Here is a 12,839-nt window from a genome sequence, read left to right on the forward strand (position 1 = left end):
GCATGACAGCTGTTGAAAGCAGCAAACGCCTTGCATCAGAAACACCTGTAAGCCTGTTTTTGCCCTATTCACATCATATTACAGACACAATTATCTCGACTAAGAATGCGGAGTATTTGTCGATTTGGAAGATTGACGGACGTTCACATCAAAGTGCTTCAGAAGAAGATATCTTTCAATGGACAAAAGAGCTTAACAATACTTTACGGGGTATTGCATCAGCTAATTTATCCTTTTGGACGCATATTGTGCGCCGTCGTGTTTATGAATATCCTGATTCAACATTTGATCAAATGTTTTGCTATCAGCTTGATGAAAAATATCGGCAAAGCTTTACTGGTTATAATTTAATGGTCAATGATCTATATCTGACTGTTATTTTCCAACCGGTAGCGGATAAAATTATGTCGTTCTTCTCTCGACATGAACGCGAAACGCTTGATCAAAAAAAGCTACGACAGGATTCATGTATCAAAGCACTCAACGATATCAATCGTACTTTAGGTCAATCCTTAAAGCATTATGGTGCAGAAATTCTTGGTGTTTATGAAAAAAATGGGCATGCTTATTCTTCTGCACTTGAATTTCTTGGAATGCTTGTCAATGGTGAATATCGCCCTATGCCGATTTGTCGCGATCGTTTCGCTGATTACATGTCTATCAATAGGCCTTTTTTCTCAAAATGGGGTGCTTTTGGTGAGCTGCGAACAACCAGTGGAACTCGTCGATTTGGAATGCTGGAAATTAAAGAATACGATGCAACAACCAAACCAGGACAACTAAATGCTTTATTAGAAAGTGATTTTGAGTTCATATTGACACAGAGCTTTTCGGTGCTCTCACGCCATGCGGCGAAAGATTATTTGCAACGGCATCAGCGTAATCTTATTGATGCACGCGATGTGGCAACGAGCCAAATTGAACAAATTGATGAAGCACTCAACCAGCTTATCAGTGGGCGTTTTGTCATGGGAGAACATCACTGCACATTGACTGTATATGGTGATACAATACAACAAGTCCGTGACCATATGGCAAAAGCAAGTGCAGCGCTGCTAGATGTTGCCGTATTGCCCAAACCAGTAGATTTAGCGATAGAAGCCGGCTATTGGGCACAACTTCCTGGCAATTGGAAATGGAGGCCTCGTCCTGCCCCAATTACATCACTAAACTTTTTATCATTTTCGTCTTTTCATAATTTTATGTCAGGAAAACCCACTGGAAATCCATGGGGACCAGCGGTCACAATTCTTAAAACAACCAGTAAAACGCCGCTTTATTTCAATTTTCATGCCTCCAAGCTTGAGGAGGATTCCACTGACAAGCGATTACTCGGAAATACCGCACTTATCGGACAGTCTGGATCTGGTAAAACTGTACTGCTCGGATTTTTGTTGGCACAAGCGCAAAAATTTAAACCAACAACCGTCGTTTTTGATAAAGATCGTGGCATGGAAATTGCCATTCGAGCGATGGGTGGGAGATATTTAACATTCAAGCCTGGCAGATCAAGCGGTTTTAATCCATTTCAACTTCCACCCACACAAGACAATCTGATTTTTTTGAAACAATTTGTTAAAAAATTGGCAGAAGCTGGTGGCGAAATTACGCATCACGACGAGGAAGAAATTAATAATGCTGTTATGTCTGTTATGAGCAGTAACATTGACCCATCGCTGCGTCGTTTATCTTTTCTGGTACAATTTTTACCAAATCCGCATTTAAGCAATTTTAATGCACCTCCATCTGTTCATGCGCGCTTACTCAAATGGTGTGAAGGGGGTGATTATGGATGGTTATTTGATAACCCTCATGATGCGCTTGATCTTTCAACACATCAAATTTACGGCTTTGATATCACGGAATTCTTAGATAATTTGGAAACGCGTACTCCAGTGATGATGTATCTGCTTTACCGTACAGAAGGTATGATTAGCGGGCAGCGATTTATGTATATCTTTGATGAGTTTTGGAAGCCGTTGCAAGACCCATACTTTGAAGATTTAGCAAAAAATAAACAAAAAACTATCCGTAAACAAAATGGTATTTTTGTTTACGCGACACAAGAGCCTAGCGATGCTTTAGAAAGTAATATTGCCAAAACACTCATTCAACAATGTGCAACTTATATTTTTCTAGCTAATCCCAAAGCAAATTATGAAGACTATACAAAAGGCTTTAAACTAACAGATACTGAATTTAAACTTGTTACAGAGCTTGGAGAGTTTAGTCGTCAATTCCTCATTAAGCAAGGTGATCAATCTGCGCTTGCGGAACTGAGTCTCAGTAACTTCCATGTGACAAGCGATGGAAAAACCATCAAACACGACTTTAGTGACGAGCTCTTGGTGTTATCAGGTACGCCGGATAACGCAGAACTGGTCGAGAACATTATTGCTGAAGTGGGAGATGATCCAGCAATATGGTTACCAATTTTTTTAAATCACGCAAAAAATGAGAGGAGGGAACCATGAAAAAATACGTTATTTCAATAGCAGTAGCCGTAATCTTAGGGATACTAAGCCCAGCCAAGGCTTTTGAATTTGCTGCAGTACCACCAATTACTAGGTGGTGGAAACCAAAACCAAAACCAAAACGTCCTAATACACCAAAGCATTATCTAGATATTATTAAGTTATTAAAACAACAGCTTAATTTGGCAGGAAAACAGCTTTCAGGAGTAGAGAAAATTTATGAAGCTATAACTTTTAATTACTACAACATTAGGGCTAAGGACATTGAAATTAAGGAAAAAATGTATGACGATCTTTTTTTAAAAGATCCAAGTTCACTCTACAGAGACAATAAGTCTTTAAATACATCATATAAAAAGGTTATGGAGGACGAAAAAAAGCTGTAGACTTAGAAAATATTATTAAAAATTATAGTGGTGCTAAGACAAATCAGAGTACGTCTACCGTGAATAAGAATCTTTTGGAACGTTTACATTATACATCAGTTATGGATAGAGCTGTAGGTCTACACGCTTTGGATGGATCAGAAAAACGCTTTAAATATATTTTATCTCTATTAGACACATTTGAGAAAGCAGAAAATTCGGAAGATAATAATTTGAAAAATACTGCCGATTTTCAAGCAAATGTGAACGGTATGTTAGCTATGATCGCAAATGAATCTACAAAGCTGCAAATGGTTATGCATTTACGTGATGCTGAGGATGCGCTTATGGAAACGAAAAGGCGCCAACTTGGTATGAAGACTTTTGACAGTCAAAACAAAAAGATGCCTACCATAAGATTTTAATAAGCCTTTTATAAGCTTTATTTTCTCTCTTTTATGAAAATAACCTTATTGTAATTATACGTGTCTCACCAATCTGGAAGAATACATAAAAGTTTTGTCAAATCCCAAATAATCTTGATGAAAATACCTAAGTGACTTGTATCAATGCAAAATAAAGCACATAGCGTGCATCTGTGTTTTGAGATGATGAAAATTTGAAAGTTCATTAAAGAGGAAAGCCATGAATTTCACGATATTCTCGCAACTTTTCACTCAAATCGATAAGATAACAAAAACATATGTCACAGATATTTCCGCAAAAGCCATAGCTACTATTACACCCTTCGTCTCAATCGGGATCACCATCGCTTTTATCATCTATGGATGGCTCATCATTCGCGGCGCTATAGATATGCCTCTCTCCGGATTTGTAAGCCGTGTCCTGCGAATCAGTATTATTACTTCAATAGCGCTTACCGCAGGACTTTACCAGCCACAAATCACAGATTTGATAACGCAAATGCCGCAGGACTTATCAAAAGCACTCATAAAAAATCCACTCACAGATGCAGACCTAATGAAGTTACTGGATACAACGGCTAGCAGAGGGTTTCAATATGCAAGCAGCCTTTTCGCAGAAACTATCTTCTTCGAAGCCAATGGCTTCCTTTACGGTCTCTTAGGTATCCTCATCTTGATAACAACAAGCCTTGTCGTCGCAATCGGTGGTGGTCTCGTCTTCCTGACAAAAATCGCTATTGCACTTCTCGTAGGCTGGGGCCCAATCTTCATTATCGCTCTACTCTGGCAACCAACCTATCGCTTCTTTGAGCAGTGGATAGCACAAGTCTTAAGCTATACAATCCTCTTTATACTCTTAGCAACTGTATTTAATATGATGATGACTATCTTTGCAAACTATTTGGGCGATATGAAACTCGATTACGATCAGAATATGGGATACATGTTGGGGGGAGCGCTTATCTTGTCCATTATATCCATTATGCTGTTGCTTAAACTGGCAAATATCGCCAGTTCTCTCGCAAAAGGTATTACATTCGGACATTTCTGGAAATTCGATGGTATAACACGCAACAGTTCCCGTAACAGCCGTTCTTAGCACCCATAGGATAAAATAACCAAAACCCTAATCTCAAGGTAAAAAAATATCTGCACTGAAACTGAATTCTTCCATAGAAGAAAACAGAATTATGAAATCAAAAAATTAAAAAAATACACATTATGCACTTTACTTTATATTCAAAATATAAATAATGAAGGAAAATTTTGTATTGTATATAACAGCAAAAAAGAGTAGCACTAAAATGAAACGTCTCATTCTTATGATTTTGATCATAAATGTCTTATCGGCTTGTGCATTAGCACCAAAGCTAAAGCAACCAAATGATAGGAACCGTGTGCCTATCAACAAAACAATCCCTGCCGAAATTCAGCGAGAAAACATATGAAAAAGATTATTATTATAACAGGACTGGTTATGTTCTTAGGGATACCAAACCCAGCCAAGGCTTTTACTATGGTCCTAGCAGGAACAGGAGCAGCAGCAGCAGGAGTAGGTTTTGGCCTATCGAGCAATGCAGATACCAAAAACCCTGGTCCAAAGTATTATCAAGATATTATTAGGTTATTAAAATTCCAGCTTGAAACGCAAGAACTAAATCTTGTAGCACTAGAAGAAATTTATAAAACTATAACTTTTAATTACTACAACATTAGGGCTAAGGACATTGAAATTAAGGAAAAAATGTATGACAATCTTTTTTTTAAAGATTTAAGTTCACTCTACTTAAGTTCACTCTACAAAAACAATAAGTCTTTAAATGCATCATATCAAAAGGTTATGGAGGACGAAAAAAAGCTGTAGACTTAGAAAATATTATTAAAAGTTTGAGTAGTGCTAAGAAAAATCAGGCTATGTCTCCCGTGAATCAGAAACTTTTGGGACGTTTACATTATACATCAGCTATGGATAGAGCTGTAAGTGTACACGCTTTGGATGAATCAGAAAAACGCTTTAAACATATTTTATCTCTATTAGACACACTTGAGAGCGCAAAAGATGTGAAAGATGTTGCCGATTTTCAAGCAAATGTGGACGGTATGTTAGCTATGATCGAAAATGAATCTACAAAGCTGCAAATGGTTATGCATTTACGTGATGCTGAGTATGCGCTTATAAAAACGAAAAGGCGCGAAGTTGATATGAAGACTTTTGACAGTCAAAATAAAAAGATGCCTGCCATAAGATTTTAATAAGCCTTTTATAAGCTTTATTTTCTCTCTTTTATGAAAATAACCTTATTGTAATTATACGTGTCTCACCAATCTGGAAGAATACATAAAAGTTTTGTCAAATCCCAAATAATCTTGATGAAAATACCTAAGTGACTTGTATCAATGCAAAATAAAGCACATAGCGTGCATCTGTGTTTTGAGATGATGAAAAATTGAAAGTTCATTAAAGAGGAAAGCCATGAATTTCACGATATTCTCGCAACTTTTCACTCAAATCGATAAAATAACAAAAACATATGTCACAGATATTTCCGCAAAAGCCATAGCTACTATTACACCCTTCGTCTCAATCGGGATCACCATCGCTTTTATCATCTATGGATGGCTCATCATTCGCGGCGCTATAGATATGCCTCTCTCCGGATTTGTAAGCCGTGTCCTGCGAATCAGTATTATTACTTCAATAGCGCTTACCGCAGGACTTTATCAGCCACAAATCACAGATTTGATAACGCAAATGCCGCAGGACTTATCAAAAGCACTCATAAAAAATCCACTCACAGATGCAGACCTAATGAAGTTACTGGATACAACGGCTAGCAGAGGGTTTCAATATGCAAGCAGCCTTTTCGCAGAAACTATCTTCTTCGAAGCCAATGGCTTCCTTTACGGTCTCTTAGGTATCCTCATCTTGATAACAACAAGCCTTGTCGTCGCAATCGGTGGTGGTCTCGTCTTCCTGACAAAAATCGCTATTGCACTTCTCGTAGGCTGGGGCCCAATCTTCATTATCGCTCTACTCTGGCAACCAACCTATCGCTTCTTTGAGCAGTGGATAGCACAAGTCTTAAGCTATACAATCCTCTTTATACTCTTAGCAACTGTATTTAATATGATGATGACTATCTTTGCAAACTATTTGGGCGATATGAAACTCGATTACGATCAGAATATGGGATACATGTTGGGGGGAGCGCTTATCTTGTCCATTATATCCATTATGCTGTTGCTTAAACTGGCAAATATCGCCAGTTCTCTCGCAAAAGGTATTACATTCGGACATTTCTGGAAATTCGATGGTATAACACGCAACAGTTCCCGTAACAGCCGCTCTTAACACCCATAGGATAAAATAACCAAAACCCTAATCTCAAGGTAAAAAAATATCTGCACTGAAACTGAATTCTTCCATAGAAGAAAACAGAATTATGAAATCAAAAAATTAAAAAAATACACATTATGCACTTTACTTTATATTCAAAATATAAATAATGAAGGAAAATTTTGTATTGTATATAACAGCAAAAAAGAGTAGCACTAAAATGAAACGTCTCATTCTTATGATTTTGATCATAAATGTCTTATCGGCTTGTGCATTAGCACCAAAGCTAAAGCAACCAAATGATAGAAACCGTGTGCCTATCAACAAAACAATCCCTGCCGAAATTCAGCGAGAAAACATATGAAAAAGATTATTATTATAACAGGACTGGCTGTGTTCTTTGAGATGCTAGTGGCATTTGGTTGGGGGGGGTCGTCAAGCGCGTCTCGTCACCCTCATCACAAAGAATATTCGGAAATTATTAAGCTATTAGACAAAAATTTAAAAAAGAGCAGCGATCGACACAACCAAACGGTAGAGATATATGAGTCCATAACGGGTGATAAAATTAAAAGCGCATTGCCAAACTACTTTCTTCAGGATCCGCAGTCAATTTACTCAAACGCACGACCTTCTTACTCTCTCTCTAATACGCGTTTTTGGCCAAAGCCTTATTTTGAAGATCTTAACAAGATTGTTCTGAAAGAGCAATACACGGGGATAGGCTCACGAAATGATATGCATGTGATGATTAATAGACGTCTCAAAGATAGAGGAGCTATCGCTAGAGCTGTAAGCTTGCAAGCTATCCAGGACGTAGAAAAGCGTTTTGAAAGAATTGTTGATTTATTAAAGACTGCAGAAAAAGCAAAAGATTTGAAAGAAGTTATTAAGTTACAAGCAGAGCTGAGATATATGTTAGTTATGATTAAAAATGAAACTATAAAAATGCAAATGCTCAGAAATTTAACCAATAATGAAAAGGATATTATCAACAGACAAAAACTTAGGATATATTTGCCGGCTTCAATAAAGGCTGGCAAGATGCCTACCATAAGATTTCAATAAGCCTTTTATAAGCTTTATTTTCTCTCTTTTATGAAAATAACCTTATTGTAATTGTACGTGTCTCACCAATCTGGAAGAATACATAAAAGTTTTGTCAAATCCCAAATAATCTTGATGAAAATACCTAAGTGACTTGTATCAATGCAAAATAAAGCACATAGCGTGCATCTGTGTTTTGAGATGATGAAAAATTGAAAGTTCATTAAAGAGGAAAGCCATGAATTTCACGATATTCTCGCAACTTTTCACTCAAATCGATAAGATAACAAAAACATATGTCACAGATATTTCCGCAAAAGCCATAGCTACTATTACACCCTTCGTCTCAATCGGGATCACCATCGCTTTTATCATCTATGGATGGCTCATCATTCGCGGCGCTATAGATATGCCTCTCTCCGGATTTGTAAGCCGTGTCCTGCGAATCAGTATTATTACTTCAATAGCGCTTACCGCAGGACTTTATCAGCCACAAATCACAGATTTGATAACGCAAATGCCGCAGGACTTATCAAAAGCACTCATAAAAAATCCACTCACAGATGCAGACCTAATGAAGTTACTGGATACAACGGCTAGCAGAGGGTTTCAATATGCAAGCAGCCTTTTCGCAGAAACTATCTTCTTCGAAGCCAATGGCTTCCTTTACGGTCTCTTAGGTATCCTCATCTTGATAACAACAAGCCTTGTCGTCGCAATCGGTGGTGGTCTCGTCTTCCTGACAAAAATCGCTATTGCACTTCTCGTAGGCTGGGGCCCAATCTTCATTATCGCTCTACTCTGGCAACCAACCTATCGCTTCTTTGAGCAGTGGATAGCACAAGTCTTAAGCTATACAATCCTCTTTATACTCTTAGCAACTGTATTTAATATGATGATGACTATCTTTGCAAACTATTTGGGCGATATGAAACTCGATTACGATCAGAATATGGGATACATGTTGGGGGGAGCGCTTATCTTGTCCATTATATCCATTATGCTGTTGCTTAAACTGGCAAATATCGCCAGTTCTCTCGCAAAAGGTATTACATTCGGACATTTCTGGAAATTCGATGGTATAACACGCAACAGTTCCCGTAACAGCCGCTCTTAACACCCATAGGATAAAATAACCAAAACCCTAATCTCAAGGTAAAAAAATATCTGCACTGAAACTGAATTCTTCCATAGAAGAAAACAGAATTATGAAATCAAAAAATTAAAAAAATACACATTATGCACTTTACTTTATATTCAAAATATAAATAATGAAGGAAAATTTTGTATTGTATATAACAGCAAAAAAGAGTAGCACTAAAATGAAACGTCTCATTCTTATGATTTTGATCATAAATGTCTTATCGGCTTGTGCATTAGCACCAAAGCTAAAGCAACCAAATGATAGAAACCGTGTGCCTATCAACAAAACAATCCCTGCCGAAATTAAATGAGGAGCCATATGAAAGAAAAACGAACTAAACCGATAAAAGCTGAAAACATTGATTCCTATTATGAAGAAAGTCGTGGCTTAGAACGGGATCTTATAAATGAATTTGTAAAATCCCGTAAAACGGCGTGGCGTGTTGCGAGTGCTGTTGGTCTTTTTGGCTTATCCGGTATGATATGTGGAGTCGTTGGGTTTTCTCAACCAGCTCCAATGCCTTTAGTGCTCCGCGTTGATAACACAACAGGTGCAGTTGATGTTATTTCGATCATGCGTGAATATGAAGAAAGCTATGGTGAAGTTGTAGATAGATATTGGCTCAATCAATATGTGCTTAACCGCGAAGTTTACGACTATGATACCATTCAACTAAACTATGATACAACAGCACTTTTAAGTGCCGCAGCTGTTCAACAAGAGTATTATAAAATTTATGAAGGAGAAAAAGCGCGGGATAAAGTGCTTTCCAACAAAGCACGTATCGCAGTTAAAGTACGATCGATTCAGCCCAATGGACTCGGTCAAGCAACTGTACGTTTTACGACACAGCAATTTGACAGCAATGGAGTTGCTATTGGACCCAAACAACACCAAATTGCAACAATTGGCTACACCTATGTCGGTGCCCCCATGAAATCATCTGATCGATTGCTTAACCCTCTTGGTTTTCAAGTGACAAGTTACCGTTCTGATTCGGAAATACTGTTGAATGATTAAGGAATTGATTGTTATGAAAAAACTTGCATTCATTGTTCTATTATCTTCGTTCTCTTCTCTTTATACAATGCCTGCGCAGGCGCTTAAAAGTCCATCAAATTCGCAATATGATCACCGCATTCGCTATATAACCTATAACGAAGCCGATGTCGTTCAAATTGAAACGGTTCTTGGTGTGGCAACGCATATCATTCTTGAAGAAGGTGAACGCTATATCACGCATGCTTTTGGTGATTCAGAAGCCTATGCCTTTGCACATAAAGGACGACATATTTTTATTAAACCTAAAGCAGAACTTGCTAATACCAATCTTATCGTTGTAACCGATAAACGGAGCTACAAATTCCGTCTTCAATTTCGCAATGACCGTGCGGGATCTACTTATGAATTGGCTTTCAATTATCCTGATTTCGTGGATGAAAAGTCAGACGCAAACAATCAACGCCTTGCGATTGAACGTAGTTTTCACCAAAGCGTAAAAGGCTATAATCTTAGTTACACCATGAGCGGTCATAAAGATATTGCACCGATCAATGCTTGGGATAATGGGCGTATTACTTATTTCAAGTTTCCCGCTAACGTAGATATGCCATCGATTTATGTTGTAGATGACGAAGGGAATGAAAGCTTAATACCACGCACTATTGTCGGCGATTCTAATGATGTTATTGCTGTTCATAAGGTCAATCCTAAATGGCTCATACGGCTCGGTAAACGTGCGCTCGCTGTTTTTAATGAAGCCTATGACCCTCATGGTATACCCAATACAACCAGAACAATATCTTCGGTGGTTCATCGCGTTAATAAAGGAGGAAAATGATGTTTGAGAATGAGAAAGGAGAGGACAAAGGCAGACAACTGGACAATTCAGAGCAAAGACATATTGAAGGTGCTTATGAGGAATCAGAACTAGGTTCAGAACGCCGCCCAACAATTCCCGGCGCCCGTGCATTGTTAATGGTAGGGTTTGTTGTCATCATAGCGGTACCGATCGCTTTGACTTGGAAGGCTTTGAAAGTGAGCAATACCGTAGAAGATGAAGAAGAAATATCACAACAAACGGTACAGCAAATTATACCAAGCTATACCCCTCGGATTATAGAAGAAGAGCCAAAGGTTCCAGAAGAAAATAATGAGCCAACACAAACAGAGGACTCAGCTTTGGATATTCCACCCGCCTTGACTAAGTTTTTTCAAACAACCATGCCTCCACATATGATCCAAGATTCTGAAGAATTAGCACGCAAACGTATGTTCAGTTCTAGTCTTAACAGCGGTGGAAGTGAAGGGTCTACAGAGACAAAAGATACATCGTATGGTGATAGAAGCGGTGGTGCATTGTTCGATAATCTTCAGCCTGTACGTTTAGGTCAATCACATGCGGCGCAACTTCATAACCGTGATCTCTTGATTACACAGGGAACGCAAATGGACTGCACGTTGGAAACAAAGATCATCACATCACAACCTGGAATGACGACGTGTCATTTAACACGTGATGTGTATTCTACAAGTGGTCGTGTTGTTTTGCTCGATCGTGGTTCTAAAGTCGTTGGTTTTTACCAAAGTGGCATACAACAAGGGCAAACGCGTGTTTTTGTGCAATGGTCGCGTATTGAAACCCCTTCTGGCGTTATTGTCAATCTTGACTCACCTGGTACTGGTCCTCTTGGTGAAGCGGGTATCGGCGGCTGGATTGACCAGCACTTTTGGGAGCGATTTGGTGGCGCAATCATGGTGAGCATTATCGGTGATTTAGGAGAATGGGCGAAAGGTAAAGTCAGCAGTACCAGTAAAGAAAATAAAGAGAAATCACAACCTCAAGGTGTGCAAGGTGCTGAATCAGTAGTGAGTGATGTTCTTCAAAATTCCATCAATATCGCACCAACGCTTTATAAAAACCAGGGCGAGAGAGTAAATATTTTTGTGGCTCGTGATTTGGATTTCAGCGATGTCTACAGTCTCGTCACACGTTAATCCGATACAAAAAGATCAAGCGGTTTCTCAACTTCTGCAACCGCTTGATCGTTTCTTAGAAGATCCGAAGATCACTGAATTATCGATCTGCCGCCCCTGTGAAGTGTGGACAAAGACCTTTAATGGGTGGCAGGTTCACAGCGTACCAGAATTAACAACAGCTTTTTTACAAACGCTTATTACAGCGATTATCGTTTATAACGGTATGGCTCCTAAAAGTATTAATTATGTACTCTTGCCTGGTGGACAACGTGGTACAATTATACAAACGCCAGCTGTTGTTGATGGTGCCCTGTCTTTTGTTATTCGTAAGCATTCTCTTATCGTTAAGACGTTAGAAGAACTTAAAGAAGAAGGAGCATTTGATAACTTTTCTGATGTAAGTTTTAATAAGCCTTCGGAAAAAGAAGCCGATAACTTGTTGTTAAAGCAAGACTTCACACGGTTGGAACCATTTGAAGTTCAACTTCTGCAACGTAAGCGTGAAGGAAAAATTCTTGAATTTTTGCAAGAATGCGTCCTTCATAAACGCAACATTATCATCGCAGGCAAAACAGGATCTGGTAAAACAACATTTGCTCGCTCACTCATTGAAAAGGTTCCTGCAGAAGAGCGTATTATTACAATTGAAGATGTTCATGAACTTTTTCTCCCCAATCATCCTAACCATGTCCATATGATTTATGGTAATAATGTAGGCCGTGTTTCAGCTGAAGAATGCCTAGATGCATGTATGCGTCAGTCGCCTGATCGAATTTTTCTTGCTGAATTACGAGGCAATGAAGCATGGGAATATCTCAATTCACTCAACACGGGCCATCCTGGGTCAATTACAACGACGCATGCCAACAGTGCTTTGCAAACATTTGAACGCTGTGCTACCTTGATTAAAAGATCAGAAGTTGGCCGCCAACTCGAGATAGAAATGATAAAAATCGTTCTTTACACAACAGTTGATGTTGTTTTGTTCTTTAAAGATAGAAAACTTTCTGAAGTTTTTTACGACCCGATTTTTGTTAAATCAAAAATCGCTTAAAAAAGGCTTTTTTT

At 38.5% G+C, this 12,839-nt stretch carries 16 protein-coding genes; all 16 read left to right on the top strand.

Features of this window, described 5'->3' with window-relative positions:
- The first annotated feature begins 2 nt into the window (after positions 1-2).
- The 16 genes from AC6ER9_RS03450 to virB11 all read left to right on the top strand — a co-directional run bounded on the left by AC6ER9_RS03450 (position 3) and on the right by virB11 (position 12,825).
- On the top strand, positions 3-2,474 hold the full coding sequence (locus tag AC6ER9_RS03450) for a VirB4 family type IV secretion/conjugal transfer ATPase (protein WP_497075000.1): 2,472 nt from the start codon (positions 3-5) through the stop codon (positions 2,472-2,474).
- Complete coding sequence (locus AC6ER9_RS03455) at positions 2,471-2,860, top strand: TrbJ/VirB5 family protein (protein WP_497075001.1); 390 nt, start codon at positions 2,471-2,473, stop codon at positions 2,858-2,860. The genes AC6ER9_RS03450 and AC6ER9_RS03455 overlap by 4 nt, the downstream gene beginning before the upstream one ends.
- 14 nt (positions 2,861-2,874) lie before the next feature.
- On the top strand, positions 2,875-3,264 hold the full coding sequence (locus AC6ER9_RS03460) for a type IV secretion system protein (protein WP_497075263.1): 390 nt from the start codon (positions 2,875-2,877) through the stop codon (positions 3,262-3,264).
- Between the two features lie 220 nt (positions 3,265-3,484).
- The gene (locus AC6ER9_RS03465; RefSeq protein WP_497075002.1) at positions 3,485-4,363 is read left to right on the top strand and encodes a TrbL/VirB6 family protein; all 879 of its coding nucleotides are present in this window, start codon (positions 3,485-3,487) and stop codon (positions 4,361-4,363) included.
- A gap of 205 nt (positions 4,364-4,568) precedes the next feature.
- Positions 4,569-4,712, top strand: coding sequence for a TrwH protein (locus AC6ER9_RS03470; RefSeq protein WP_497075003.1), 144 nt, complete (start codon positions 4,569-4,571; stop codon positions 4,710-4,712).
- Positions 4,709-5,128 (top strand): hypothetical protein, encoded by a 420-nt coding sequence (locus AC6ER9_RS03475; protein ID WP_497075004.1) that lies wholly within the window; start codon positions 4,709-4,711, stop codon positions 5,126-5,128. The genes AC6ER9_RS03470 and AC6ER9_RS03475 overlap by 4 nt, the downstream gene beginning before the upstream one ends.
- Before the next feature lie 59 nt (positions 5,129-5,187).
- Entirely contained in the window at positions 5,188-5,517 is a 330-nt protein-coding gene (locus AC6ER9_RS03480) for a TrbJ/VirB5 family protein (RefSeq protein WP_497075005.1), read from the top strand.
- Between the two features lie 220 nt (positions 5,518-5,737).
- On the top strand, positions 5,738-6,616 hold the full coding sequence (locus AC6ER9_RS03485; RefSeq protein WP_497075002.1) for a TrbL/VirB6 family protein: 879 nt from the start codon (positions 5,738-5,740) through the stop codon (positions 6,614-6,616).
- Positions 6,617-6,821: 205 nt separating this feature from the next.
- Positions 6,822-6,965 (top strand): TrwH protein, encoded by a 144-nt coding sequence (locus AC6ER9_RS03490; protein ID WP_497075003.1) that lies wholly within the window; start codon positions 6,822-6,824, stop codon positions 6,963-6,965.
- Positions 6,962-7,669, top strand: a complete 708-nt coding sequence (locus AC6ER9_RS03495; protein WP_497075006.1) for a TrbJ/VirB5 family protein — start codon at positions 6,962-6,964, stop codon at positions 7,667-7,669. The genes AC6ER9_RS03490 and AC6ER9_RS03495 overlap by 4 nt, the downstream gene beginning before the upstream one ends.
- 217 nt (positions 7,670-7,886) lie before the next feature.
- Positions 7,887-8,765: a TrbL/VirB6 family protein gene (locus AC6ER9_RS03500; protein ID WP_497075002.1), complete on the top strand. Its 879-nt coding sequence runs from the start codon at positions 7,887-7,889 to the stop codon at positions 8,763-8,765.
- 205 nt (positions 8,766-8,970) lie between these two features.
- Positions 8,971-9,102, top strand: a complete 132-nt coding sequence (locus AC6ER9_RS03505) for a TrwH protein (protein ID WP_497075007.1) — start codon at positions 8,971-8,973, stop codon at positions 9,100-9,102.
- Between the two features lie 8 nt (positions 9,103-9,110).
- Positions 9,111-9,812 carry a VirB8 family type IV secretion system protein gene (locus AC6ER9_RS03510; protein WP_497075008.1) on the top strand — a complete coding sequence of 234 codons (702 nt, stop codon included), beginning with the start codon at positions 9,111-9,113 and terminating at the stop codon, positions 9,810-9,812.
- A gap of 13 nt (positions 9,813-9,825) precedes the next feature.
- A complete protein-coding gene (gene virB9 / locus AC6ER9_RS03515) occupies positions 9,826-10,632 on the top strand; it encodes a P-type conjugative transfer protein VirB9 (RefSeq protein WP_497075009.1) in 807 nt (268 codons plus the stop codon).
- Positions 10,632-11,789, top strand: coding sequence for a type IV secretion system protein VirB10 (gene virB10, locus AC6ER9_RS03520; protein WP_497075264.1), 1,158 nt, complete (start codon positions 10,632-10,634; stop codon positions 11,787-11,789). Before virB9 ends, virB10 begins: the two co-directional genes overlap by 1 nt.
- Positions 11,764-12,825 carry a P-type DNA transfer ATPase VirB11 gene (virB11, locus tag AC6ER9_RS03525; protein ID WP_497075010.1) on the top strand — a complete coding sequence of 354 codons (1,062 nt, stop codon included), beginning with the start codon at positions 11,764-11,766 and terminating at the stop codon, positions 12,823-12,825. The genes virB10 and virB11 overlap by 26 nt, the downstream gene beginning before the upstream one ends.
- Positions 12,826-12,839 lie beyond the last annotated feature (14 nt).

The sequence above is a fragment of the Bartonella sp. SL317 genome (assembly GCF_059687655.1).